20 protein-coding genes, 1 tRNA gene and 2 pseudogenes are annotated in these 25,243 nt (G+C 58.2%); 13 read left to right on the top strand and 10 right to left on the bottom strand.

Annotated features, from left to right (window positions below; all coding sequences use genetic code 11):
• Positions 1-144 precede the first annotated feature (144 nt).
• From fusA to BBBR_RS02700, 4 genes and pseudogenes are all read right to left on the bottom strand, one after another.
• Positions 145-2,268, bottom strand: coding sequence for an elongation factor G (gene fusA / locus BBBR_RS02715; protein ID WP_003828653.1), 2,124 nt, complete (start codon positions 2,266-2,268; stop codon positions 145-147).
• Positions 2,269-2,301: 33 nt separating this feature from the next.
• A complete protein-coding gene (rpsG, locus tag BBBR_RS02710; protein ID WP_003828652.1) occupies positions 2,302-2,772 on the bottom strand; it encodes a 30S ribosomal protein S7 in 471 nt (156 codons plus the stop codon).
• A 5-nt stretch (positions 2,773-2,777) separates the two neighbouring features.
• Positions 2,778-3,149, bottom strand: coding sequence for a 30S ribosomal protein S12 (gene rpsL, locus BBBR_RS02705; protein WP_003813881.1), 372 nt, complete (start codon positions 3,147-3,149; stop codon positions 2,778-2,780).
• A 584-nt stretch (positions 3,150-3,733) separates the two neighbouring features.
• A pseudogene (locus BBBR_RS02700) lies at positions 3,734-4,384 on the bottom strand (bile acid:sodium symporter family protein); the annotation flags it as partial.
• A gap of 231 nt (positions 4,385-4,615) precedes the next feature.
• Between BBBR_RS02700 and BBBR_RS02695 the strand changes: the two are divergent.
• Positions 4,616-4,691, top strand: a tRNA-His gene (locus BBBR_RS02695).
• Between the two features lie 107 nt (positions 4,692-4,798).
• Positions 4,799-5,824 carry a threonine aldolase family protein gene (locus tag BBBR_RS02690; RefSeq protein WP_003828650.1) on the top strand — a complete coding sequence of 342 codons (1,026 nt, stop codon included), beginning with the start codon at positions 4,799-4,801 and terminating at the stop codon, positions 5,822-5,824.
• 140 nt (positions 5,825-5,964) lie between these two features.
• Here BBBR_RS02690 and BBBR_RS02685 read toward each other — a convergent pair whose 3' ends face one another.
• Positions 5,965-7,125: a glycosyltransferase gene (locus tag BBBR_RS02685; protein ID WP_003828649.1), complete on the bottom strand. Its 1,161-nt coding sequence runs from the start codon at positions 7,123-7,125 to the stop codon at positions 5,965-5,967.
• A gap of 116 nt (positions 7,126-7,241) precedes the next feature.
• Positions 7,242-8,492, bottom strand: coding sequence for a pyridoxal phosphate-dependent aminotransferase (locus BBBR_RS02680; protein WP_025262857.1), 1,251 nt, complete (start codon positions 8,490-8,492; stop codon positions 7,242-7,244).
• 495 nt (positions 8,493-8,987) lie between these two features.
• Between BBBR_RS02680 and purT the strand changes: the two genes are divergently transcribed.
• From purT to BBBR_RS02650, 6 genes are all read left to right on the top strand, one after another.
• On the top strand, positions 8,988-10,289 hold the full coding sequence (purT, locus tag BBBR_RS02675; RefSeq protein ID WP_003828647.1) for a formate-dependent phosphoribosylglycinamide formyltransferase: 1,302 nt from the start codon (positions 8,988-8,990) through the stop codon (positions 10,287-10,289).
• A gap of 81 nt (positions 10,290-10,370) precedes the next feature.
• Entirely contained in the window at positions 10,371-11,123 is a 753-nt protein-coding gene (gene purC / locus BBBR_RS02670; RefSeq protein WP_003828646.1) for a phosphoribosylaminoimidazolesuccinocarboxamide synthase, read from the top strand.
• A gap of 207 nt (positions 11,124-11,330) precedes the next feature.
• Positions 11,331-15,065, top strand: coding sequence for a phosphoribosylformylglycinamidine synthase (locus tag BBBR_RS02665; RefSeq protein WP_003828644.1), 3,735 nt, complete (start codon positions 11,331-11,333; stop codon positions 15,063-15,065).
• Positions 15,066-15,201: 136 nt separating this feature from the next.
• Positions 15,202-16,500: an alpha/beta hydrolase gene (locus BBBR_RS02660; RefSeq protein ID WP_003828641.1), complete on the top strand. Its 1,299-nt coding sequence runs from the start codon at positions 15,202-15,204 to the stop codon at positions 16,498-16,500.
• Complete coding sequence (locus BBBR_RS02655) at positions 16,473-17,843, top strand: hypothetical protein (RefSeq protein ID WP_003828638.1); 1,371 nt, start codon at positions 16,473-16,475, stop codon at positions 17,841-17,843. The genes BBBR_RS02660 and BBBR_RS02655 overlap by 28 nt, the downstream gene beginning before the upstream one ends.
• Positions 17,840-18,499, top strand: a complete 660-nt coding sequence (locus BBBR_RS02650) for a DUF6320 domain-containing protein (protein ID WP_003828635.1) — start codon at positions 17,840-17,842, stop codon at positions 18,497-18,499. The genes BBBR_RS02655 and BBBR_RS02650 overlap by 4 nt, the downstream gene beginning before the upstream one ends.
• Positions 18,500-18,582: 83 nt before the next feature.
• On the opposite strand, the gene BBBR_RS02645 is transcribed toward BBBR_RS02650, so the two are convergent.
• Together BBBR_RS02645 and BBBR_RS02640 are read right to left on the bottom strand one after the other, a co-directional pair.
• Positions 18,583-19,374 (bottom strand): FxLYD domain-containing protein, encoded by a 792-nt coding sequence (locus tag BBBR_RS02645; protein WP_115786396.1) that lies wholly within the window; start codon positions 19,372-19,374, stop codon positions 18,583-18,585.
• 147 nt (positions 19,375-19,521) lie between these two features.
• Positions 19,522-19,929, bottom strand: a pseudogene (locus tag BBBR_RS02640) (DUF4230 domain-containing protein).
• Positions 19,930-20,186: 257 nt separating this feature from the next.
• On the opposite strand from BBBR_RS02640, the gene BBBR_RS02635 reads away from it, so the two are divergent.
• The 5 genes from BBBR_RS02635 to BBBR_RS10840 all read left to right on the top strand — a co-directional run bounded on the left by BBBR_RS02635 (position 20,187) and on the right by BBBR_RS10840 (position 23,180).
• Positions 20,187-20,717, top strand: coding sequence for a hypothetical protein (locus tag BBBR_RS02635; protein WP_225851415.1), 531 nt, complete (start codon positions 20,187-20,189; stop codon positions 20,715-20,717).
• A gap of 201 nt (positions 20,718-20,918) precedes the next feature.
• The gene (locus BBBR_RS02630) at positions 20,919-21,827 is read left to right on the top strand and encodes a hypothetical protein (protein ID WP_225851414.1); all 909 of its coding nucleotides are present in this window, start codon (positions 20,919-20,921) and stop codon (positions 21,825-21,827) included.
• A 41-nt stretch (positions 21,828-21,868) separates the two neighbouring features.
• Complete coding sequence (locus BBBR_RS02625) at positions 21,869-22,135, top strand: hypothetical protein (RefSeq protein ID WP_054321862.1); 267 nt, start codon at positions 21,869-21,871, stop codon at positions 22,133-22,135.
• 186 nt (positions 22,136-22,321) lie between these two features.
• Positions 22,322-22,876, top strand: a complete 555-nt coding sequence (locus tag BBBR_RS02620; RefSeq protein ID WP_015438564.1) for a DNA-deoxyinosine glycosylase — start codon at positions 22,322-22,324, stop codon at positions 22,874-22,876.
• A gap of 148 nt (positions 22,877-23,024) precedes the next feature.
• Positions 23,025-23,180 carry a hypothetical protein gene (locus BBBR_RS10840; RefSeq protein WP_003828626.1) on the top strand — a complete coding sequence of 52 codons (156 nt, stop codon included), beginning with the start codon at positions 23,025-23,027 and terminating at the stop codon, positions 23,178-23,180.
• Between the two features lie 33 nt (positions 23,181-23,213).
• On the opposite strand, the gene BBBR_RS02610 is transcribed toward BBBR_RS10840, so the two are convergent.
• Both BBBR_RS02610 and BBBR_RS02605 read right to left on the bottom strand, forming a co-directional pair.
• A complete protein-coding gene (locus BBBR_RS02610) occupies positions 23,214-23,432 on the bottom strand; it encodes a hypothetical protein (protein WP_003828624.1) in 219 nt (72 codons plus the stop codon).
• Positions 23,429-25,009: a Y-family DNA polymerase gene (locus tag BBBR_RS02605; RefSeq protein WP_161786248.1), complete on the bottom strand. Its 1,581-nt coding sequence runs from the start codon at positions 25,007-25,009 to the stop codon at positions 23,429-23,431. The genes BBBR_RS02610 and BBBR_RS02605 overlap by 4 nt, the downstream gene beginning before the upstream one ends.
• Between the last annotated feature and the right edge of the window lie 234 nt (positions 25,010-25,243).

The following is a 25,243-nucleotide window of genomic DNA, read 5'->3' as shown; positions in this document are numbered from 1 at the left end:
TTTCCTGCACCCTTTCGCGCAGGCACTCGCTCTATTCTACTGGGTTTCTGGGTTATGTGCCACTTTGAAGAGCCAGAACCCAGTCAGCGGTACAGAATGTTACCGCTGACTGGCGACACTGGCTACTTCATCGTGAGGCGCGTGTCACTCGCCGCGCTGAGCCTTGATGATCTCCTCGGAGACGCTCTTCGGCACCTCGTCGTAGGAGTCCATCTCCATGGTGAACATGGCGCGGCCCTGGGTCTTGGAACGCAGGTCGCCGATGTAGCCGAACATCTCGGACAGCGGGACCTTGGCGTCGATGACCTTGACGCCGACACCGTCGGTCATGGACTGGATGTTGCCACGACGCTGGTTCAGATCGCCGATGACATCGCCCATGTACTCTTCCGGCGTACGAACTTCGACCTTCATGATCGGTTCGAGGATGACCGGCTTAGCCTTCGGGGCAGCTTCCTTGAAGCACATGGAACCTGCGAGCTTGAAGGCCATTTCGGAGGAATCGACCGGGTGCATCTGACCATCGGTGACGGTGGCCTTGACGCCCACGACCGGGAAGCCGGCGAGGATACCGGACTCCATGGCCTCCTTGACACCAGCCTCGATGGGGCCGATGAATTCGCCGGAGATGTGGCCACCGGTGACCTTGTTCTCGAACTCGAAGGTCTTGCCCTCGGTGGTGTCGAGCGGCTCGAAGTTCATCAGGACCTTTGCGAACTGGCCGGAACCACCGGTCTGCTTCTTGTGGGTGTAGCCCTGGTCCATGACGGCCTTGCGGATGGTCTCGCGGTAAGCAACCTGCGGCTTGCCCTGGTTGCACTCCACCTTGAACTCGCGGCGCATACGGTCGACGATGATGTCGAGCTGGAGCTCGCCCATGCCGGCGATCAGGGTCTGGCCGGACTCTTCGTCGGTCGTGACCTGGAAGGTCGGATCCTCTTCGGCCAGCTTGGACAGGGCGATGCCCATCTTCTCCTGGTCGGCCTTGGTCTTCGGCTCGACGGCCACCTGGATCACAGGATCCGGGAAGGTCATGGAGTCGAGGGTGATCGGATCGTCGATGGCGCACAGGGTGTCACCGGTGGTGACGTTCTTGAGGCCCACGAAGGTGTAGATGTTGCCGGCGTCAGCCTGCTCCATCGGGTTTTCCTTATCGGCGTGCATCTGGAAGATCTTGCCGATACGTTCCTTCTTCTCGCGGGTGGAGTCGAGCACGGAATCGCCGGGCTTGACGGAACCGGAGTACACACGCACGAACACGAGCTTGCCGTAGAACGGGTGGGTGGAGATCTTGAAGACCAGAGCCGAGAACGGATCGGTCTTGACCGGCTTGCGGTCGATCTCGACGGACTCATCGCCAGGCTTGTAGCCCTTGATGGCCGGCACGTCCTCCGGGGACGGCAGGTAATCGACGACGCCGTCCAGCATCGGCTGAACGCCCTTGTCCTTGAAGGCGGAACCGCAGAAGATCGGGAAGGCTTCCTTGGCGATGGTGAGCTTGCGCACGCCAGCGCGGATGTCTTCCTTGGACAGGTCGCCGTCCTCGAAGAACTTGTTCATGAGCTCGTCGTCGGCTTCGGCAGCGGCTTCCACGAGCTTCTCGTGGTATTCCTGGGCCTTGTCCTTGAGGTCGTCCGGGATCTCGGTGGTGTCGTACTTGGCGCCGAGCTCCTCGGTGCCGTTCCACACGTAGGCCTGCATCTCAACCAGGTCGACAACGCCAGTGAAGTCGTTCTCGGAACCGATCGGCAGCTGCATCACGATCGGAGTAGCGCCCAGCTTCTCCTTGATGGTGTCGACGGAGTAGTAGAAGTTCGCGCCGAGCTTGTCCATCTTGTTGATGAAGCAGATACGCGGAACGCCGTACTTGTCAGCCTGACGCCACACGGTCTCGGACTGCGGCTCCACGCCTTCCTTGCCGTCGAACACGGCAACGGCGCCATCGAGCACACGCAGGGAGCGCTCCACCTCGGCCGTGAAGTCCACGTGGCCAGGGGTATCGATGATGTTGATCTGGAACTTGCCCTTGGTGTCGTGGGACTGACGGCTCCAGAAGCAGGTGGTAGCAGCGGACTGGATGGTGATACCACGTTCCTGCTCCTGCGCCATGAAGTCCATGGTGGAGGCGCCGTCGTGGGTCTCGCCGATCTTGTAGTTCTTACCGGTGTAGAACAGAATACGCTCGGTAGTGGTGGTCTTGCCGGCATCGATGTGGGCCATGATGCCGATATTGCGGACGTCGTGGAGGTCCGAAATCTCTTCAGCCATCGTTTTTCCTTAGCTTTCTTAGGGGGCTTAAGACTACCAGCGGTAGTGAGCGAAGGCCTTGTTGGCCTCAGCCATCTTGTGGGTGTCCTCGCGACGCTTGACGGAAGCGCCGAGACCGTTGGAGGCATCGAGGATCTCGTTGGCGAGACGCTCGGCCATGGTCTTCTCACGACGGGCGCGGGAGAAATCGGTCAGCCAGCGCAGCGACAGGGTGTTGGCGCGGTTCGGCTTGACCTCGACCGGCACCTGGTAGGTAGCGCCACCGACACGGCGGGAGCGAACCTCGAGGGACGGACGGATGTTGTCCAGGGCGCGCTTGAGCACAGCCACCGGCTCCTGGTCGGACTTCTCCTTGACCATATCGAGCGCGGAGTACACGATGTCCTCGGCGATCGACTTCTTGCCGTCAAGCAGAATCTTGTTAATGAGCTGCGCCACCACGGTGGAACCGTAGATCGGATCGGGCAGCACGACGTGCTTCTTGGAAGGTCCCTTACGTGACATATCTCTTACTTCGCCTTCTTTGCTCCATACAGGGAACGACCCTGCTTACGGTCCTTGACACCCTGGGTATCGAGCGCACCACGCACGATGTGGTAACGCACACCCGGCAGATCCTTCACACGGCCGCCGCGCACGAGCACGATGGAGTGCTCCTGCAGGTTGTGGCCCTCGCCCGGAATGTAGGCGGTGACTTCGATGCCCGAGGACAGGCGCACACGGGCGACCTTACGCAGAGCCGAGTTCGGCTTCTTCGGGGTGGTGGTGTAAACACGGGTGCACACGCCACGACGCAGCGGGCTTCCCTTCAGGGCCAAAGTCTTGGACTTCTTCGGCTTTGCCTGACGTCCCTTACGGACGAGCTGTTCAATAGTAGGCAACTTGAATTCTCCGATTCAGTGGTTTCTCTTGCTTTCGTGTGACCGCCGCACTGCGCCACACTTCTCAGCTCTCCGGACGCTCGTCTGCTGACGGCATCCGACGAATCGGAAAAGATAGCCCAGTCCACCGGCCCGATGGCCTTCTCCCCTCCCGTCGGCGCATTGCTGCGTGCGATCAGCGGTTTGAAGGATATCCCAGCGCGCACACCTATTACATAAGGCATGCCGTTGGCACACACAAATATCAATACTACGATTTCGCCGGACAACGACGCGCCGGAGAGTATTTGCCCCACACTCTGCCTCACACAGCAGGTGCCCCCGCGGAGACTATGTCGCACGGGGGGCACCGCCAAGGAGGTTCAGCTATCCATCATTCACCACATACCAACTGTGTTATCTAGCACGTCCATGTGCTCTTCCATATCCAATGGGAACATCCATTTGCGGCCCGGCCTCTTTGCCGTACCACCTTGCCGTTTCCTCACTTATAGTATAGCAAAACCGCCCCTGCGAAACGCCCAAAACAGTAATCGGGAGTAAGTGGGAGCGGTTATTGCGCAGTCGGTTTTCAGCTGAGAAAATCAGCCTTCGACCTTGGCATCAGCGGTTGCCTTCTTGTCAGCATCGAACGGGTGATCACCGGTCGCGACGTTCTTGGCAGAGCCCTTCTCGCCATTGTCGGAATCCCAGTGGATCTCGTGCTTGTCATCGTGGTTGCGCCACCAGCTGGACAGGATGGAACCAGAGATGTTGTGCCACACGGAGAAGAAGGTGGACGGCACGGCGGCAATCGGGTTGGAGGCAAAGGAGGTCAGAGCCAGGGTTGCACCCAGAGCGGAATCCTGCATGCCGACTTCGAAGGTGATGGCCTTCTGCTGTGCGTAGCGGAAGCCCTTCGGGTAGATCTTGTACATCAGCTTGGAGAAGCCGAAGCCCAGCGAGTAGCCGCACAGATTGTGCAGGATGACCACCGGGATGGCCATCAGGGAGCTGGCCACGAACAACTTCGGGCCGTTGGCGGCGACGACCACGCCGATGATCAGCAGGATGGCCACCTGGGAGACGATCGGCAGGGCCACGGTAATCTTTTCGATCTTCTTGCCGAAGATCATGTGGCAGATCACACCGAGGGCGATCGGGAAGAGCACCACCTTGACGGCGTTGAGGAACAGGGACTCGACCGGCACGGACACGTACTGGGAGGCCAGCAGCTGCATCAGCAGCGGAAGTAACATCGCAAGAAACTAAACGGAATTGACCAAGAATGGACAATTCTGTTCGCATCGTGAACGCTCGCATGTCCACGCCCAAGGCATGAGATGCAAAAGAACAATGACTTCGACGGGCGAGAACGCGATGAACCACAATCGCAACACACCGGCACGCACATTTTCCACAGGATTGTGTATAGTATTCACCTGTTGTGCTAATTCAGCGCTTTGCGCGCCGAGTCAAACACCATGGTGGCCATAGCTCAGTTGGTAGAGCATCTGATTGTGGTTCAGAAGGTCGCGCGTTCGAGCCGCGTTGGCCACCCCAGCAAGACCCTTCCGTTCATGGAAGGGTCTTTTGTTTTTTCTGCGCACCCCCACGTTGTACACTCGGGGCTGTCCACTTCACCAAACCCAAGGACATAAAGGTCCATCATGCTGTCTTTTGAGAACGATTACTCCCGCGCTGCCCACCCTGCCGTACTGGAGGCCGTGGCCGAAGCCAACAATCATCTGTATTCGGGTTATGGCTCCGACGAGCTTACCGAACAGGCCAAGGCGAAGATTCGCGAGGCTTGCGGCCAGCCGGATGCGGACGTGTGGTTCCTGGTAGGTGGCACACAGACCAACCAGGTCGTCATCGATACCATCACACCGGCGTATGCAGGCATGATCACGGTCGCGTCCGGCCATCCGAACGTGCATGAGGCCGGCGCCATCGAGTTCTCCGGCCATAAGGTACTCACGATTCCCCACCACAACGGCAAGATGGATCCGGCCGAATTGGACGAATTCTGCAAGACCTTCTATGCGGACGGCAACTACGAGCACATGGTGTTCCCCGGTTCCGTATACGTCTCGCAAAGCACCGAATACGGCACCATCTACTCCAAGGCCGAATTGCAGGCCATTGCCGACGTGGCGCATACGTACGACATGCCGCTGTTCGTGGACGGCGCACGTCTTGGCTATGCACTGACCGTCACCGGCAGCGATATGACGCTGGAAGATATGGCAAACATCGCCGATGTGTTCTATATCGGCGGCACCAAGGTAGGTGCCCTGTTTGGCGAGGCTATTGTGTTCACCAAGCACAACACGCCGAAGCATTTCCTGACCCGTATCAAGCAGCATGGCGCGCTGCTGGCCAAGGGCTTCGTGCTGGGTGCGCAGTTCGATGCACTATTCACTGACGACTTGTACTTCAAGATCGCCCGCAATGCCAATGAGGCGGCCGACCGCATTCGTGAGGCACTGCACGCCAAGGGATACACGCTCACCTTCGAAGCACCGACCAATCAGATCTTCGTGACGATGGACCAGCCGACCATCGACCGGCTCGAACGTGACGTGAAACTTGGATTCACTGAAAAGGCTGATGATACGCATACCGTGATGCGCATCTGCACGAGCTGGGCCACCACGCCCGAAGAGGTCGACCAGCTTATTGAGTTGCTGTGACCGTTGAGCTCCAGGTCTCTCCCTCCGCCATCGCTTCGCGATGCCAGCTCCCTCGTCAGAGGGAGGTTTTTTAAGCTCCCTCTGACGAGGGAGCTGGCCGCCGAAGGCGGACTGAGGGAGAGACCCCGGTCAAAACGAACCTACTCCCCTATGGCTTCGCGTTCCATGTCCACGAACTTGTGGACCGAGGCTTCCACGGAATAGTGCGCCTTGGTGTATTCGGCGTACTTCTCACCCCATTCTGCACGCTCAACCTGATGTTCGATCCACCAATCGATACGCCGTGCCAGCATCGCCGCATTCTGCACCGGGAACAACGATTCGCCCAGCAGCGCAAACTGGCTGGCCGCCGATAATTCGGACGCGGCAATCACCGGTACCAAGCCGCAAGCCATCGCCTCAATTACACTCACCGATTCGATGTCGGCAATCGAACAGTGCACGAACAGATCGCCCGAACGCAGCAGATCCGGCATATCGGCATGCTTGTGAAAGCCGATGTCGGCCTTGCGTGCCAGCAAACGACCGGCACGGAACCTGAGATACTGTTTGAGCGGCCCGGTACCGGCGATGATGAGCTGAATGCCCCCAGCATGCTTCGACATCGAAACTGCCTTAATCAGCGTAATCTGATCTTTCTCGCTGGCGAGCCTGCCGGACGCAATAACGCGGAACGGTACCGGAGCGGACGCCTCAGGATCAACCGGCTTCTTGGGTGAGTAGACAGGCGAATAACCGTTGGAAATCACATGCAGTTTCGCCTTGTATCCGTGCGCGCGTAGCAAGCTGGCGGTCATCTCGGTGGGCACATGAATATGATCGATGCGCTTGTACAGCCAATGTTTGAATAACCAGTACAGGAAGCTGGAGATGCCGGGAATATGGCGTAACGGACCAGCGGAATACAGCACGTTTTCAGGCTGCAGATGGAATCCGGCAGTGACCGGAATACCCATTTGGTGGGCGACCTTTGCGGCACGACGGCCGAACTTGAACGGCATATAGACATGCACCACATCCACACCTTGGAACGCGGTGCGGAACAACGTGTCACTGGGCTCGGCGAACTGCATGAGCTGTTTAGCCGCCACCCAGGAAACGAGCGGAACCTTGTTCACTCGTGCGGGATATTCAGGGGCGCCAACACCTACGAGCCGCACATGATGCCCTTGTCTCTCCAATTCAGCAGCCCACTGCAAGGCCGAATTGGACGTGCCATTGCCCTGGTTGCCCACGGTATCCACCACCAGAGCGATGGTCAGCGGGCGGTCAATGCTCTTTTCAATCCCGTTTTCGCGCATTGCTTCATCGTAGCCGTCACATCTGGCGGCCGAGTCCGGACCAATAGGAAATGGTATGGTTCAGCGACGTTTGCCCAATAAGGTGACCTATCGTTGCCGCACTACAGGAATAGCAATCACTTGTCTTGCAGAGCCCTCGAAACCCGCGCTGCAGCCTGAAACAGCTCAGCGGTGTGTTTGAGCAAACTGATACGCACCCAGCCTTCGCCTGCTTTGCCGAAGCACGAGCCCGGCATCAATGCGACACCCGCGGTCTTCAGCAACCAATCCACGAATGCCGCGGAATTATTTGCCGAGTCTGCCGAGCCATCCGCAACCCTAACCTCACTCACTGTGCCATCGTGCACGCCCGCGCTGCCCCACCGCTCAGGTACTTTGGCCCATGCGAACAGTCCACCTTGCGCTTCAGATACCGGCAGGCCGGCTTGGGTAAAACCGTCTCGCACCACTTCGAAGCGATGCTGGTATTGCACGGCGAGCGCCGCCACAGTGCTCTGATCGGATTCCAGTGCCACTGCACCGGCCTGCTGGATGACGCTGGACGCCAGTACCGCGGTCTGCCTGTGCACGGCCTTGACCTCAGCCAACACTTCTGCATTCCCAGCCACAAATCCACCGCGCCAGCCGGCCACCATATACATTTTGGAGAGTGACCCAAGTTCCAGAGCCACATCAAGCGCACCGGGTGTCTCCAATAGGCTCAGCGAGCGCGTACTTCCGAATTCAAGCCCAGCATAGGCAAAATCATTAAGCACGATGAACCCATACTGCTGAGCTAGGCGTACAGCGGTTTCATACAGTTCCGGCGCGGCCACAGCGCCGGTCGGATTGTTGGGATAGTTGAGAATCAGCAGCTTCGCACGTTCCCACACAGCCGGATCAACAGCATCCAAATCAGGCAGGAAACCACGCGCCGGATCGGCGGGAATCGTCTCGAATCGACCTCCGGCAACCGCCGTGGAACCTTCATATTGCGGGTAATAAGGATTGACAGCAACAACCGTCTCACCTGGATCAATAAGCGCCTGAATAACAGTGGCAATGCCTACTGACGAGCCGGAAGTCGCCAGCAGTTGAGTGGCCGGGTCCACGGAGACACCGTGCTTGCTCTCGTACCAACCGGCAATAGCATTCAGGTATTCCGGCAAACCATCAAATGACGGATAGCGAAACAGGGAAGGATCATGGGCGGCATGAGCGAGCGCATCCTGCACAAATGCAGGTGGCTGACCATCCGGATTGCCTTTGCTTAAGTCGATGACATCTTCGCCGGCGGCGATGGCTGCTGCAGCTCGGGCATCCGCCTCGGCAAAAGGATTGCCCGGCAGCCCTGCCGCCCGCTGAGAAATCAAAGCCGCGTTCGACATCGGTATGCCGGCCTCCCCTGTATCCAGCCAGCGGCGTACTGGTTTTGGAACACCGCCGTCATCCCCAAAACGTTGGCCCGACCGTACTACAAACCTCATCGGCCGGTGATTGCTAAGGTACGGCAGCTCTGTTACGCGCGCAATGGCGTGTCTATACGCAGTATTTATGGCAGGTTACGGGCAGGACAACTTTTCAATGGCATGCGGTGCTGTATCGACCACTCTCAGGCTTCCCTCAGGCGGCCAAAGTTCCCATTATTCCTTGGGACGGTGAAACCTCCATGGGAATGTGCTTTCTGTCCTGAATCGCAACCCCATCATGTGGTAAACGTCACACCATGCGGTAAAAAACGCACCGTGCGGTAACACGATTTTAGCAAACTGCGGAATTAAGCCATTTTGCATTACTGCACCGTGCGGATTTCACTGCACCGTGGGTCATTCACCGCACCGTGGAGCGCTCGCCTATTCCATGCAGCATGGCAGAATGTGGGTATGACTGAGAACGCCGTGAATACTGCCGTGACTTCCCCCTCCCCCGCAATTCCTGCCGTGAACCGCCCGCTCGGCACACCGCTGGGCAAACATCCCACCCGCGTGCTGTTTCTGGGTGCAGGCGAGCTAGGCAAGGAAGTGGCCATTGAGCTGATGCGGCTGGGCGCATGGGTGTGCGCAGCCGACTCCTATGCCGGTGCTCCAGCCCAGCAAGTGGCGCATGAATATCGCGTGCTGGATATGGCGAATGCCGCCGAGTTGCAGGTGTTGTTCGATGAAGTCAAGCCGGACATTATCGTGCCCGAAGTGGAGGCCATCGCCACCGACATGTTGGCCGGAGCTGCAGCTGCCGGTGCCCAAGTAGTGCCAAGTGCCGAGATTGCTGCGATCTGCATGGATCGCGAACGCCTACGCGTGCTGGCTCACGAGGAGCTGGGCTTGCCGACCACGCCGTATCGTTTCGCTGGTTCGTTGGAAGAGCTGCGCGCCGGGGCTTTGGAAGTTGGCTATCCATGCGTGGTCAAGCCGTTGATGAGCTCGTCTGGTCACGGTCAGTCGGTGGTACGTTCCGCCGATGCCATCGATGCCGCTTGGACCGAGGCTCAGAAAGGCCGCCGTGCCGCCGATGAAGGTGATGTGTCGCGAGTAATCGTGGAAGCGTTGGCCCCATTGGAACGTGAGTTGACGGTACTGACTGTTTCTTCGTCCGCCGGTATTGTGACATGCGCGCCGATTGGTCAGCGTCAGGAGTCCGGCGATTATCGCGAGTCTTGGCAGCCGGCCGCTGAGCCAGGCGGCGAATCTGAGCGGGCTCAAGACATTGCACGCACCGTCGTTGAAGGCTTGGTGGCCAAGGCACAGGCAGCCGGTGAAACCGGTTGGGGCGTGTTCGGCGTGGAACTGTTCGTGCTCACCGATGGTTCGATTCTGTTCAACGAGGTTTCTCCCCGCCCGCACGATACTGGCATGGTGACGATGGCTTCCCAGCGCCTGAGCGAGTTCGCGCTGCACGCTCGCGCGATTCTAGGTCTGCCGATTACTGCCGAGCATGTGGCACTTACAATTCCGAGCGGCTCGGTGGCTGCCAGCCACGCCATCGTGGTGGCCGGCGATGGCGAAGCTGAATTCACCGACGTGGCCGCCGCACTGGCCGAGCCCAGCACTGATCTGCGTATTTTCGCCAAGCCCGAAGTGCATGGCCACCGCCGCATGGCCGTGGCACTGGCCGTCGGCGAATCCGAAGCCGACGCCCGCGCCAAAGCCGGCCTCGTGGCCGATGCGCTGACTATTACCGTGAAGTAATCCGTGAGTGTTGTTGTAGCCCTCGATTGGTACCCTTTTACCGTTAGTTCACCTAGAAATTTCACTCCTGAAAGGTGAGTCATGGAGAAGCTGGAAAAGCTCTACGAGGGCAAGGCCAAGCAACTGTACGCAACCGATGATCCCGAGGTTCTGTGGGTCGAATACAAGAACACCGCCACTGCTGGCGATGGTGAGAAGAAGGAGGACTTCACCGGCAAGGGCCGTCTGAACAACCTCATCACCACCATCATCTTCGACCTGCTCAAGAAGCGCGGCATCGACAGCCACCTCGTCAAGCGCGTGAATGACACCGGCCAGCTGGTACGCAAGGTGAACATGTTCCCGTTGGAGATCGTGCTGCGTAACGTGGCCGCCGGTCACTTCTGCTCCCGCTTGGGCGTGGAGGAAGGCCTGCCGCTCAAGGAGCCGGTGCTCGAGTACTTCCTGAAGAACGACGATCTGCATGATCCGTTCGTCAACGATGATGACCTCGTGGCCCTTGACGTGTGCACCCGTGAGGATCTGGCTGAGATTGCCCCGCTGGCTCGTAAGATCAACGAGGCCCTGATCGAGATCTTCGCCAAGATCGACGTCAAGCTGGTTGACTTCAAGATTGAGATGGGTCGCGCCACCGACGGCACGCTGCTGCTGGCCGACGAAATCACCCCGGATTCCTGCCGTCTGTGGGATCAGAAGGACCACTCCGGCAAGGTCGAGCACCTCGACAAGGACCTGTTCCGCCGTGGTCTGGGCAGCATCATCCCGGCCTACGAGGAGATTGAGGAACGTCTGGCCGAGCTCGCCAAGTCCGAAGGCATCGAAGTCGCCGAGTAAGTCGTTTAGGTGCAGGTAGCAGAACATATAGCTGGCTCCCCTCTCTGAGGGGAGCTGTCGCCGATAGGCGACTGAGGGGAGGTCAAGACGTTCACCGCCATGACAACTCCCCTCAGTCAGCTTCGCTGACAGCTCCCCTCAGAGAGGGGAGCCAAGTTCTTTTACCGCACTTCTTCAATTTTTCAATAATTTCAAGAAAGGATTTCCATGGTTTTTCGCGTGTACGTGGAAAAGAAGCCCGGCTTTGATGTCGAAGCCCAGCAGCTTGCGGGCGAACTGCGCACGATCCTCGGACTGACCGGCCTCAAGGCCCTGCGCATCGTGAACCGCTACGACGTCGAAGGCATCTCCCAGGAGCTGTTCGACCAGACCGTGCCCACCGTGTTCAGCGAGCCTCAGGTGGACAATGTGGCCTACGACCTGCCCGACTTCGCCGGCGCCAAGGTCTTCGCCACCGAGTTCCTGCCCGGCCAGTTCGACCAGCGCGCCGACTCCGCCGCCGAATGCATCCAGCTCATCTCCCAGGGCGAGCGCCCGACGGTCCGCTCCGCCAAGCTGTACGCGCTGGAAGGCGAACTGACCGACGCCGACGTGGACACCATCAAGCATTACGTGATCAACCCGGTCGAGGCCCGCGAGGCCAGCCTGGAGACCAAGGAAACCCTGAAGACCCAGGTGCCGGTGCCCGGCAAGGTCGAGACCATCGCCGGTTTCAACGAGATGGACGCCGAAGCCGGCCAGAAGTTCATTGACGAGCGCGGTCTGGCCATGGATCTGGCCGACCTCGAATTCTGCCAGAAGTACTTCAGCGAGGAGGGCCGCGAGCCCACCATCACTGAGATCAAGGTGATCGACACCTACTGGTCCGACCACTGCCGCCACACCACGTTCGGCACTGAGCTGGACGAAGTGGATATTGACGACGCCACCGTCAAGGCCGCATTCGAGCGCTACCTTGAGATGCGCCACGAGCTCGGCCGCGATGCCAAGCCCGTCTGCCTCATGGACATGGGCACTATCGGCGCCAAATGGCTCAAGAAGAACGGCATCCTTACCGGTCTCGATGAGTCCGAGGAGATCAACGCCTGCACCGTCAAGGTCAAGGTTGATGTGAACGGCGAGAATCAGGACTGGCTGTTCCTGTTCAAGAACGAGACCCACAACCACCCCACCGAAATCGAGCCGTTCGGCGGCGCGGCCACCTGCATCGGCGGCTGCATCCGCGATCCTCTGTCTGGCCGTTCCTACGTGTATCAGGCGATGCGCGTCACCGGCGCCGCAGACCCGACCGTGCCGGTGTCCGAGACACTCGAGGGCAAGCTACCCCAGCGCAAGCTCGTGACCACCGCTGCCGCCGGCTACAGCTCCTATGGCAACCAGATCGGTCTGGCCACCGGCCAGGTCGATGAGATCTACCACCCCGGTTACGTGGCCAAGCGCATGGAGGTGGGTGCGGTCGTAGCCGCCACCCCGGCCGACCACGTGCGCCGCGAGACCCCGGCCCCCGGCGACAAGATCATCCTGCTGGGCGGTCGTACCGGTCGTGACGGTATCGGCGGTGCTACCGGTGCTTCCAAGGCTCACAATGTAGAGTCCCTGGAACTCGACGGCGCTGAGGTACAGAAGGGCAACGCTCCTGTGGAGCGCAAGCTGCAGCGTCTGTTCCGCCGTGGCGATGCCTGCCGTCTGATCAAGCGCTGCAACGACTTTGGCGCGGGCGGAGTGTCCGTGGCGGTCGGCGAGCTGGCTGACGGCCTGTTCGTGGACCTCAACACCGTGCCCAAGAAGTACGAGGGCCTGGACGGCACCGAACTGGCCATCTCCGAATCTCAGGAGCGTATGGCCGTGGACGTGGCCGCCGAGGACGTGGACGAGTTCCTCACCTACGCTCGCGAAGAGAACCTCGAAGCCACGGTGATTGCCACTGTGACCGAGGATCCGCGCATGGTGATGACCTGGAACGGCGACGAAATCGTGAACCTGTCCCGTGAATTCCTGGCCTCCAACGGTGCCTCCAAGCACCAGACCGTGCACGTCGAAGCCCAGCAGGGCTACGAGACCCCGTGGGGCGAGGGCACGTTGGCCGAGCGCATGAACAAGATGGTCACCGATCTCAACGTGGCCTCCAACAAGGGTCTGTCGGAGCGCTTCGACTCCACCATCGGCGCGGGCACCGTGCTTATGCCGTTCGGCGGCAAGCGTCAGCTCACCCCGAACATGGCCATGGTCGCCAAGCTGCCGGTGTTCGGCGAGACCACCACCGTTTCGGCTATGGCGTGGGGCTTCAACCCATACATTATGTCCAAGAACCAGTTCACCGGTGCATACCTGTCTGTGGTCGAGTCGCTGGCCAAGCTGGTCGCGGCAGGCTTCGAGCATGAGAAGGCCTACCTGAGCTTCCAGGAGTACTTCGAGAAGCTGCGCGACGAGCCGGAACGCTGGGGCAAGCCGACGGCCGCCGTGCTCGGTGCGCTGATGGCCCAAGTTGATCTGGGCGCCGGTGCTATCGGCGGTAAGGACTCCATGTCCGGCTCGTTCGAGGATCTCGACGTGCCGCCAACGCTGATTTCCTTCGCCGTGGCCGTGGGCAACATGAAGCGCGCCACCTCCCCCGAGTTCAAGGGTGCCGACCACCGTATCGTGCGTATCGCACCGCGTTACCTGGCCGACGGCCTGACTCCGGACAAGGACGCGCTGCTTGAGGTGTTCTCCGTGATCGAGGAGCTCACCGACTTCCACGATGCCCTGGCCGTCTCTACGCCGGGCTATGGCGCCACCGCCGAAGCCCTGTTCAAGATGACGCTCGGCAACCGTATCGGCGTGACCCTGAACGACAGCATCGCCGTGGACGACCTGTTCACCCCGGCATACGGCTCGTTCATCATCGAGCTTGCGGACAACGCCAAGCTTCCGGCCGTTTCCAACCTGGTGGAAATCGGCGAAATCGGCACCACTACCTCCGAGTACGCGTTCAAGGCCGCCGGTGAGACGCTGGACCTGGACGCCGTGCAGGAAGCTTGGGAGTCCGGCATCGAATCCGTGTTCCCGTACCGCTCCAAGGGCGAGGATAAGGGCGCGACCGTCGAGACCATCGACTTCCACGCACCGAAGAAGACCGTGTACACGGGTTCTTCCGTTGCCAAGCCGCACGTGGTGATCCCGGTGTTCCCGGGCAACAACTGCGAGTACGATTCCGCCGCCGCCTTCGAGCGCGCCGGTGCCGACGTGACCACACTGATCGTCAACAACCTGACGCCGGCCGCCGTCGCCGAATCCACGCAGGCACTGGTCAAGGAAATCAACAAGAGCCAGATCGTGATGATTCCGGGCGGCTTCTCCGGCGGCGATGAGCCGGACGGTTCCGCCAAGTTCATCACCGCGTTCTTCCGTGCGCCGGCCGTCACCGAGGCCGTACGTGACCTACTGAAGAACCGCGATGGCCTGATGCTCGGCATCTGCAATGGTTTCCAGGCGCTCGTCAAGCTGGGTCTGGTGCCGTACGGCGACATCGTGCCGATGACCGACGCCTGCCCGACGCTGACCTTCAACACCATCGGCCGTCACCAGAGCCGACTGGTCCGCACGCGCGTGGCCTCCGATCTCTCCCCGTGGCTGGCCAAGACTTCGGTCGGAGACATCCACACCGTGGCCATCTCCCACGGCGAGGGACGCTTTGTGGCCTCCGACGAGGTGCTCGCCCAGCTCAAGGCCAACGGCCAGATTGCCACGCAGTACGTGGATGAGGCCGGCACCCCCGGCATGGATCTGGACGTGAACCCGAACGGCTCGCTGCTGGCCATCGAGGGCATCACCAGCCCGGACGGCCGCGTGTTCGGCAAGATGGGCCACTCGGAGCGTTCCGGCAACGGCCTGTACGTCAACGTGCCCGGCAACAAGTACCAGCCGATCTTCGAGGCCGGCGTGGAGTACTTCGCCGCCTGATAATCGGCGCGTATCTCGTCTGATACGGCACACAGGGAAGGAACTCTCGGGTTCCTTCCCTTTTTGTTCACGCCGGTCATAGGCTAAGGTTGGGGTGTTCGCACTACCGAATCCGCCGCTGAAAGGACTTGTCGTCATGCCGATCAACGAGGCATTGTTCGCCGCGATGAAGGCCGCCAGCTACATCAAGCCCAACGCGGGCAAGTCGTACAAATTGCAGCGCGTGGCGGAAGAGCTTATCGCCAAGCAGGCACCCGCCAATCCGAAATGCCGTGTCGAGGACGCCTTCGCGCCTATGGCGGATGGATATGCCGTACCATTGCGAGTGTTCACGCCGCTGGTCGCCTATGGAGCGCCCCTGCCCGAAGCCCTGGAGGAATCTTCCGCCAGTGGCACGCCAGTGGCCTCGGCAATATCCGCGATTCTGCCCGCCGTATTACCCAAAGTCCTACCCAAAATACCCATCAAGGAAAGCACGTCGAGCGGCAACGCCGACGGTATTTCCGGCAATGCCAACACGGAACTTCCCTCAGTCACGCCGCGTGGCACGATCCTGTTTTTCCACGGTGGCGGTTGGACCACAGGCGGCATCAACCTGTACACGCAGGCTTGCGCGCATATGGCCGTACGTCTGCAACGCCGTGTGATCTCAGTCGAGTACCGGCTGGCTCCTGAATACCGCTTTCCTACTGCTGTTGAGGATTGCTATGAGGTAGCCCGGCAGCTGTTTGCTGGGGAATTGCCGATTTCTGGGGTGGGTGGTTCTGTTGATGTTGACCACCCCCAGTCGGCTGCGCCGACAGCCCCCGCCGGCGGGGGCGATATATCTGCGACAATCCCAGCACCGGATCCCGACAGCATCGTGCTGTTTGGCGACAGCGCGGGAGGCAATCTTGCGACCGCCGTCTCGCTCATGGCCCGCGACCGCGGCGAGTTCATGCCGCGCACGCAGATGCTGCTTTACCCGGTAGTCGGCAACGACTACAATCCCGAGACCAGCCCGTTCGAATCGGTGCGGACCAACGGCACCGACTACATCCTCACCGCACAGGACATGGCCGACTACATCGACATGTACCGTTCGTCCGTGGCCGACCTGACCAATCCGTATTTCGCGCCGCTGACCGCGCACGACCTAAGCAATCAGCCGCGCACGCTGGTGTTGTCCGCCGAATACTGCCCGCTCAGAGACGAGGATGAAGCGTACGCCCGTCGCCTGCAATTGGTGAACGACAACGTCTCCTGTTACCGAATTCACGATGGCATCCACGGCTACCTGCTCAATACGTCGGCCGTGGGACTGGTGGCCACCACCTACCGAATCATCAAGCATTTCCTCGACGGCGCACCGCTGGAACCAGCTCCCGGCACCGGCACCACCGCCAACGCACCGGAGGGAGGCGACGCGTGGCAAGACGTACTTGGTACCGACTAGACAACATCGGCAAGTTCTACTCCTCCCAGGCTGGCCGCTCCTCGCAGACCGTGTTCCGCTATTCGGCCGAGCTGGCGGACGACATCGATCCGGACATCCTGCAGCACGCGCTCGACCATGCCATCGCCCAGTTCCCGAGCTTCAACGTGCACCTGCTCAACGGCATGTTTTGGCATTACCTCGAACAGTCAGACGGCCGGCCGCTGGTGGAGCCGGAACATCTGCCGATATGCTCGCGACTGCATTACGGACCCAAAAGCATGCTGTTCCGCGTAAGCTATTTCCGCAATCGTGTCAATCTCGAGGTCTCGCACATCATTTCGGACGGTCGCGGCGCCATCAACCTGTTCAAGTCACTGCTGCACGCCTACATCGCCGAGCGGTACGACGTGCCGGGCGTGCCTTCGGATTACGACGGTTCGGATAGCGACAAAGCCGAAAACAGCTTCGACAAATATTACGAACGGGACAAAACCGGCGCCGCGCCAGGCACGAAGATCTACCGGCTGGCCGGCCCCATCGACCGGGCCGCGCCCACGTTCATGGAATATCACGTCAGCGCCAGCAAGGTGCTTGGTGCAGCACATCAGTGCGGAGTGAGCCTCACCTCCTACCTCATCGCCGCGATACTGTGCGCGATTCGCGACGTCATGCCCTCGCGCGCCCGCAATCGCGCGATTCGCGTGGATATTCCGGTCGACTTGCGCGCCTTCTTCAAGTCGGAGACCGTGCGCAACTTCTACGGCATGACTTACGTGGCGTACACGCCGGCCGATATCGAAGCCGATGAGGACTCCGCGAAAACTTCCGCAACGAGCCCAGACGCGACCGGCGACGATCGGCAGTCCGCCACCCGCACCGCGCACGGCAACGGTATGGGTGGATTGCTGACCGATGAGCCGTTGGCCGACATCGCCCGCCATGTGCAGGAGCAGCTCGGCCATGCCACCAGTCGCGAGCGCGTCGAATCGCATATGAACCGCATGATTGCGCTGGAAAAGAATCCGGCGCTGCGTCTCGCGCCCTCCCCTGCCAAGGACTGGGTGCTGGAGCTGGCCCGGTTCATCGCCGACCGCGAGACCACGACCACCGTCTCGAACCTTGGCCGAGTCACCTTGGACGAACGACTCGCGCGCCATGTGCGTTCGGTGAGCTTCCTCACCACACCGGCCAGCCTGAATTTCACGGTCTGCTCGTTCGGCGACGACCTGAGTATCGGCATCTCCACCATCTACCATGATCTGAACGTCATCAAGAATCTGTGCCGGATCCTCGCCACGCAGGGCATCAGCGGCCGTATGAACATCGCTGGCGTGCATGTGGAGAAAGGAGCGTCGGCATGAAGCATTGCGATGCCTGCACCGTCGATTTCACCGGTGATATGGCCCGTTGCCCGCTCTGCCAGAACGAATTGCGCGGCGAGGCCTCCCCCGCCGCATTCCCCGCGCAGCAGATCTATCTGCGTCCGAGGCGTTTGGCGGTGGAAATCATCACGTTTGTAACCGGCGCGATTTTGCTGCTGCATGGCTTCTTCAGCTATCTGTTTTCGTGGCCGATACCGATTGCCAGTGCATCGGCGGCCGCGCTGATCATCAGCGTGCTGTTCATCAATAGTGCGATTCTGCACGTGCCGCGGCCGCTTCGCCTCATGTTTCGATATTTCTATATCATGCTGGCGATTGCGCTGGTCTGGTTTGTGGCGACGATGAATCATGTCGTCACCATGTTCGTCATACCGATCACGTGTCTGGTTTCGCTGGTCTTTGACGTGGTGCTGCTTATCGTGCTGCGAGCCAAGGCCATTGACGAGTACGCCAAGTATCTGGCGTTCGACATCGTCGCTGGTCTGCTGCCTCTGACGTTCATTCCGCTCGGCTGGGCTCCGTGGGATGTGCTGGTGATGGTCAGCGGGCTGGTCTCCCTGCTGGTGCTGCTCGGCCTGCTCGTCTTCGCCCGCCGTCAGCTCTTCTCGGAATTCGGCAAACAGTTCTCGGCGTAAGTTGACTGATATTGACGTTTAATAGTGATGGCCCACAGGAAGATTCCCTGTGGGCCATCACTATCTGTTGTGTATGGATACGCTTAATCGTCTACTTCATAGTGGTCGACAGATGCCTTCACCTGCGCCGCATCGGCATCGCTACCGGTTTCGAATTTTACCTTTTCTCCTGCAGGCCAAGCATTAGTACTGGCGTATACTTCGGCAGCCTTCACGCCATCGGCATCGTATAGAGCCAATATCAAGTTGACGGTACCGAAATCGATTCCGCTGATGTTTTCGATGACGGCTGAGTATGCGTAGTAGCCATATCCGTCATCAGTTTTCTCAAAAGTCGCAGAGGCAATCAGATTATTCAGCGCGTCTTCCGTTTCCGTCTTTTTCTTGACGGACGAACCGTTGGCAACAATATCATTCAATGGATCTTGATATTTACTGTCTACCGTGAGCTTGTAATTATCGACAAAATCCTTGAGCAATGCCGAACGCTTATCGTATACCTTAGTCCATTCGGTGCTGTAATCCGAGCTGAGATAGGAATAATCCTCGTTCACTTTTTGTGAATCCTCAAGCAGGTTGATATAAGTAATGACTTTCTCCTGCAACTTCGAATCCTTGAACTGCCGCTCTTTCAAAGGCTCATCGTTATCGATTTCAGCCTGAACAGCATCTTTGACATGCTTGACGGAATCGGTATCTTTCTTCTGCTCGTACTGGTCGAGAACATCCGAACGCTTCTGATACGCTTTTGCGATTATGGACATCGCCTCATCATCCGCATAGTCTGGACCGTCATCCTTTTGAGTGTTACCGCAGCCTGCAGCGCCAACGATGAACACCAAACTAACGACCGCTGCAAGTACCGTCTTACCCACGTTTCGTACATAGGAAATCATAAGAGTCCTCTCAATTCCTCGTTTTTCCTATGACGCGACTGCATAACCTCCAAGAATAAATCAGTTCCCAACTGATTTTTGACGATAAATAATTGACCTTGCTATACCATAAAAAAGCGCTGTTACTCATGCCTCATAGCATGAGTAACAGCGCTTGGCAACAATGTAGACTATTTTTTTCGGCTCTGTTGTGTGGATATTCACCGTATACGAGTCCATTTCTGCAATAGATGAATACATCTTTTCAATCACCGTTTTTGCCTGCTCATTAGCATTCTTCAACAAATCCCCCTTATTCAGTTTCTTTTCCGACTGCGTTTTGGCGTCTTTCAAGGCATCTGCTGTATCTGAAACTTCATTGCCGTTAAATAGTGAAGATTCTTCATCAAAGAATCTCAATGAATCCGGGTCCACCGAAACTGACTAGATAGTAGGTGCTGGCAGCGTGATGTCGATGGTTCGATTATGCTTATTGACATCAATCTCAGCCTTACTCAGATCGACGCCGGCACGGGCCTCAAACGTATAGAACATCACAAATGATTTTTTTATTGAGGAGAGACATGGTGGTGATTAACGCAATTTACAAAAAGCTTTACGCGCAAGACTGTGGCAGCCGACTAAGTGGGGTAAGAAGCTTCTGAAAATCGCGGATTCCATAAGCTACTAAGTGACGGAAGCGAGTGGACAATGCAAACGCGGGAGCATGTGTTGGATATTTGAATCATGACGGCGCGAAAGTCTTTGCCAAGGGGATGATAAGGCAGGGATGGAATGCTCTAGGTGAGGGAATGCATAACACCGTAGTCGGTATCCAGCATTCGTTGAAGAACAGTGGCAGGGCATGGAATCGTTTCGTCTCCGGATGGCAGGATGCGAAACAGGCCGCGAATGCCGCTCATTCTAACCCAAACAACACGGTGATGAGGGATTTCTGGGATGGTCAGTTCAAGAGATTCGGAGATTGGAGCAAAGGCCATGGGTGGTCCATCGGCGACACAATTATGAATGCCCGAACCGGGTATACCGATTTTCGGGGTATCCACGACATGAAGAATATCGCGGCTGTCGACGCCCGTCGGACGGTGTGGGACACCATGAATTTTGGTCAGCATGTTGTGTCGTATGCCAACGCGACGTATGACACGTTGGCATACGGCGAAAGTGGTGAAGCCTTTCGTGAATCCGACTGCGGATGGTGGTCTGCAGTGGAAGCATTCGCCACAGGATTATTTCAAGACGCTCGTTCCGGATCCAGATCAGTTATGGAATTTCAAGACCATATATCAGGCACCGGGAAAGTTGTCCGATGGGGTGGCTGAGGCATCTAATGCCATTCGAGTTGGTATCAGTGATCTATAAAGGATGGATGATTGACGATGAGTAAGCATTCTAGAAATGATGGTCGGCAACCGGAGCAATATGCACGTTTATCGGAGTCTCCTTCGGAGGATGAGTCTGATGAGGAGTTCCGTCAGTTTCTGCTTGCTAAGGGAGACCAGAACGATCCTGCGGTCAGGGATATGTTAAAGACCATTGATAGAGACAGGTATGAACGGTCTGCGGCGAATGGTGGTCCGACTCTGGAGTATGAGAGTCATGGCTTGTTGGCGTTGACGGTTCCTCATCTGCATGGTCCGCGTCCGGGGCATCGTGCGTTCGGAATGCGTGGCGTGGTGTTGAAGTCTTTGTGGTTCCTGTCTGTTTTTGTGGTGTCCGTGGTGGTGCAGGTAGTGTTCATGGATGCGGCAAAGGCGAATGGGGCGGGTGATTGGTGGCCGTTGGCGGCCGTCCCCAATGTTGGGGTGTTCGTCATTGTGTTTGCGTCGATAGCGTTGTCTCCGTTCATCGTTTACGCGATTGGCAGTTTGTGGCCTCGTCTGACCGTGCCTTTCGTGATGTTCGCCTCCTTGGCGATGCTTGCGGCTGGTTCGTTTGTGGGCCAGGAGGTTGGTCGTAGGTGGTTGTGGGACCGGTATGTGGCGACTGGCTTGTTGAAGCCGGGGGATTTCGTGGACTGGTCGTCTGATCGTCTGCCTGCGCCTTTGGCACAACCCGCGTCGGGTGGTTGGTGGGCGACCGGCTTGGTGGCCGGTGTACTGCTGGTGTCGGGTTCCCTGTTCCTGTACCGGGAGGATCGGCATCGTGGGTCGAACATTCTTCCTCGCTATATATCGTATGGTGGCGGCGTGGTTGGTCTGGTCGCGGCCATCGGCATCGCGTTGACCCGTCATGTGAGCGGTTTCGCGTTGGTGGCGGCCCCGCTGGTTGCGTTGTTCGTTGGGTTCCTGTGGTTCCCGTTGGATTTGGCGGCTGCCTGTTTTTGTGTGGATAATCGTCGTGAGTCGTGTGGCGAGTGGCCGGCCGCGTTCTGGCTCACCGCCGAGGCGTTGTTCGTCATTGGCGTGTGTACGGCGCTGCCCATGACGTGACGTCTGGTTGTGTGCTGGGATGGTAGTGCAAAGGAGGGTGAGTGGGGATGTCCATTCGGTTGGATGAGCGACGGTATGTCGAGGAGTTGAAGCGGCTGGTTGCGGATTTCCGGATGTGGAAGAATCCGCTGGTTCCGTTGCCGGATGGCTTCGAGGACGATCTGGCGTGGAGCAATGTTGCCTTCCTTATACTCTTCAAAACCAAAATCGGTTTCCTTGGCCGTAGTAAGATCCTGAATCTTTTCCAACTGCCTGGCCACAACCGAATTGGTCAGAGTCGCCTGAGGATGCAGCATATTGTCAACTGACCTATATCCAAATACCGCAGCAATTGCGCAAACGACGACTAAAACACCAATAAGAATGGCTTGTGCCTTCACTGGCAATTTCTTCCACCTTTTTTCATTGTAAATCCTTCTTCTCTTTGAGGGAATATGACATTAACTGTCCGCCCCCGAACTATTTTCAAGACCAAACGGCATAATATGGGGCTTATGAGCGAACATGTGGAGCATGGGTTTGGGCCGGTGTGGGATGGTGAGTCCCGGGCTTTGATTTTGGGATCGATGCCGAGTCCGAAATCCCGAGCGGCGGCGTTTTACTATATGCATCCACAGAACCGGTTTTGGCCGGTGATGCAGGCGCTGTTTGCCAACTCCGCTGATCCTACTGACGCTGTCGGCGATTTACCTGAGTCCCGTCGTGCGTTTGCTCTGCGCCACCACATTGCGTTATGGGATGTCATTGCTTCTTGCGATATCACCGGAGCCAGCGATGCCAGCATCCGCAATGCCGTGCCCAACGACTTGACACCAATCTTGCGCGGCGCTCCAATCGCCCACATCTTCGCAACCGGCGCGAAATCAGCGCAACTTTACCGCAAACTTATCGAGCCGCGCCTGACCGAAGCCGGCATCGCCATCGGTATGACCCAACTGCCCTCCACCAGCCCGGCCAACGCCTCAATGCGTTTGCCGGACCTTATCACCGCCTATCGCGAAGCGTTTCAAAAGGCAAACGTACTAGAGAATGCGTATTGGAAAAACTAAAAGTAGATACCTAAAAGTATGGCGAAACCATCAATCTCGGATGGCAAACCCAGCATCACGAATCCTATCTTGCATCTCATTGGCAATAGCAATACAGCGCGTCCGCGGAATATCAGCCTTCACATCAACACCAGTCAAATCCGCAACAGTGACGCTCTTCCCCCTTCCGTTCACCGAAGTCGCTTCCAAGCCCAGCCAGCTGGAGAACAACATGAAGGCCGCCGGCTCCAAGATTCCAGCCGATGCGATGGCCGAGATCGACAAGATCACTGGCTTCCACCGCTTTGAGCGTCACGTGGGCTGACGAATCTGAGACTTCCTCCAACGGGAGCGATTGTTAAGCGCCGAAATCGGTATCGCCTTGGGCCTCGGCCTGAACGATGGCGGTTTCGGCGTTTTTTGCTGCCTGCTCGATGACTTGGCCGTAACCGGTCAGAGCCGCGAACGGCATGAATTGGGCAGCCCGCTGGCGGCGAGACATGTGTGGATGCTTGCGCGACTGGTGATGGGGCAGGTTGATGATGTCGTCGTATGCGCGAGTTTCTTGCAAGGTCATGCGCGATGACCTCCAATCTGACGGTTGCGAGCCTGACCGGTGGCACCGTCTTCCATATCCATGGCTTTGATGACGGCGTTGCGGCCGAATTTACGTTTCACATCCAGCAGCGCACGCTGGATATCATGCTCACCATCTCTGGCATCAGCGGGCTCGGACCCATACGATTGAGCCTCGTCATCACCGAACAGGTCGAGCTGCTCATAGCGTTTGCCGGCGGCAAGCTCCTCCGGCGTGGCCACATCATCGGCGATGACGGTCAGGCGTCTCACGAGCAGGCGTGAATCCACAATGCGCTCGTACAGCATCGTCATGGCCTCACGGATACGCGCCGAAGATGACGTGAAATCACCCAAACCAATCGACCCGACCGCGCTCTTGGGCACTTTACGCCCAAACCGGTCGACGGTCACCGGCCCCTGATAACTTTTCGCCGCACGCTCAGCGGCACGTTTCATCGCATAATCAGCGCATGAATCGAGCTTCGACGCGTCCAAACTGCCGATGTCATAGCCAACGGCAAGCGTGAGTCGATTCGTCAGCACGCCTTTATCAACCAAATCGAGGGCGAGCGCATCGGCCATCTCCTTGGTAATCAGTCGGGCCGTGGCATAGTCGGCGGGACCGGTAAGCACCTGCCCACTGCTGATGCTGTGCGCATCCGGCTCATAGGATTGAATGTCTTCAATCTCGCACGGTTCCCAGCCCCATGCATGATCGATCAGCAATTCGGCATTCACGCCGAACATGCGGTACAGCAGGTCCTCGTTGTAGTAATCCGAGGCACGCCCAACCGAGCATCGGGCGATATCGCCCATGGTCATCAAGCCGGCATGCTCGAGCTTCTTGGCATAACCACGCCCAACCCGCCAGAAATCGGTGAGCGGACGATGATCCCAGAGCAGCCGCCGGTATGACATCTCATTCAGTTCGGCCACGCGCACGCCGTCCGCGTCGGCCGGCATATGTTTGGCGACGATGTCCATAGCGACTTTTGCCAGATACATATTGGTGCCGATACCGGCAGTGGCGGTGATGCCGGTTTCGGCAAGAATCTCGCGCACAATGGTTCGCGCCATCGCATGTGGCCCCATGCCCAGCGAGCGCAGATATGGCGTGGCGTCGATAAACACCTCATCAATCGAATACACATGGATGTGTTCGGGAGCGGCGTACCTGAGATAGATACCGTAGATCTGCCCGCTGACTTCCAAATAATGTGCCATGCGCGGCTTGGCGATGACCATCGAGGCCTTGAGTCTTGGCGAGCGTTCCAGATCGCGTGCATCACAGGACTCCCCGATCAATCGGCCTCCAGGAGCATGGACCGCGCGCTCGATGTTGACTCCACTCAAGCGTTGTTTTACCTCGAACAGCCGCGCACGACCAGGAATGCCATAGGCCTTCAGCGAAGGCGAGACCGCCAAACATATTGTCTTGTCAGTGCGGGCTTCATCGGCCACCACCAGATGCGTGGTCAACGGATCGAGTCCACGCGCCGCGCATTCCACTGAGGCATAGAAGGACTTGAGGTCTATGGCGATATAGACATGCTCGCGTTGCATGTCTCGGGCCATCGCCATCACCTCCTTATCCACTGCCAGCAGCTTGACCAGCATAGCAAAGCAATCGAACATTTGTTCGACAGTGCGCAGCGAATCATTCTCAATAAGAAAAGTGCGAGCAATCCAAACATCTCGGCACAATCGAACATTTCCACAATTGACGGAATATCAGGGCTTCTCGGTGACCAATGTTCATTTCGCCGCCTTCCACCCGCACACTTTTCTTATTGAGAATGATTCGCTGTG

The sequence above is a fragment of the Bifidobacterium breve DSM 20213 = JCM 1192 genome (assembly GCF_001025175.1).
Classification (GTDB): domain Bacteria; phylum Actinomycetota; class Actinomycetes; order Actinomycetales; family Bifidobacteriaceae; genus Bifidobacterium; species Bifidobacterium breve.
Note: the sequence above shows the minus strand (reverse complement) of the source record. Positions and strands in the feature narration are given on the sequence as shown.

What these genes read in the sequence shown, in the direction of transcription:
- fusA (WP_003828653.1), bottom strand. Translation starts at nt 2,268, where the DNA reads ATGGCTGAAGAGATTTCGGACCTCCACGACGTCCGCAATATCGGCATC.
- rpsG (WP_003828652.1), bottom strand. Translation starts at nt 2,772, where the DNA reads ATGTCACGTAAGGGACCTTCCAAGAAGCACGTCGTGCTGCCCGATCCG.
- BBBR_RS02690 (WP_003828650.1), top strand. Translation starts at nt 4,799, where the DNA reads ATGCTGTCTTTTGAGAACGATTACTCCCGCGCTGCCCACCCTGCCGTA.
- BBBR_RS02685 (WP_003828649.1), bottom strand. Translation starts at nt 7,125, where the DNA reads ATGCGCGAAAACGGGATTGAAAAGAGCATTGACCGCCCGCTGACCATC.
- BBBR_RS02680 (WP_025262857.1), bottom strand. Translation starts at nt 8,492, where the DNA reads ATGTCGAACGCGGCTTTGATTTCTCAGCGGGCGGCAGGGCTGCCGGGC.
- purT (WP_003828647.1), top strand. Translation starts at nt 8,988, where the DNA reads ATGACTGAGAACGCCGTGAATACTGCCGTGACTTCCCCCTCCCCCGCA.
- purC (WP_003828646.1), top strand. Translation starts at nt 10,371, where the DNA reads ATGGAGAAGCTGGAAAAGCTCTACGAGGGCAAGGCCAAGCAACTGTAC.
- BBBR_RS02665 (WP_003828644.1), top strand. Translation starts at nt 11,331, where the DNA reads ATGGTTTTTCGCGTGTACGTGGAAAAGAAGCCCGGCTTTGATGTCGAA.
- BBBR_RS02660 (WP_003828641.1), top strand. Translation starts at nt 15,202, where the DNA reads ATGCCGATCAACGAGGCATTGTTCGCCGCGATGAAGGCCGCCAGCTAC.
- BBBR_RS02650 (WP_003828635.1), top strand. Translation starts at nt 17,840, where the DNA reads ATGAAGCATTGCGATGCCTGCACCGTCGATTTCACCGGTGATATGGCC.
- BBBR_RS02635 (WP_225851415.1), top strand. Translation starts at nt 20,187, where the DNA reads ATGCATAACACCGTAGTCGGTATCCAGCATTCGTTGAAGAACAGTGGC.
- BBBR_RS02630 (WP_225851414.1), top strand. Translation starts at nt 20,919, where the DNA reads ATGTTAAAGACCATTGATAGAGACAGGTATGAACGGTCTGCGGCGAAT.
- BBBR_RS02620 (WP_015438564.1), top strand. Translation starts at nt 22,322, where the DNA reads ATGAGCGAACATGTGGAGCATGGGTTTGGGCCGGTGTGGGATGGTGAG.
- BBBR_RS02610 (WP_003828624.1), bottom strand. Translation starts at nt 23,432, where the DNA reads ATGACCTTGCAAGAAACTCGCGCATACGACGACATCATCAACCTGCCC.
- BBBR_RS02605 (WP_161786248.1), bottom strand. Translation starts at nt 25,009, where the DNA reads ATGGCCCGAGACATGCAACGCGAGCATGTCTATATCGCCATAGACCTC.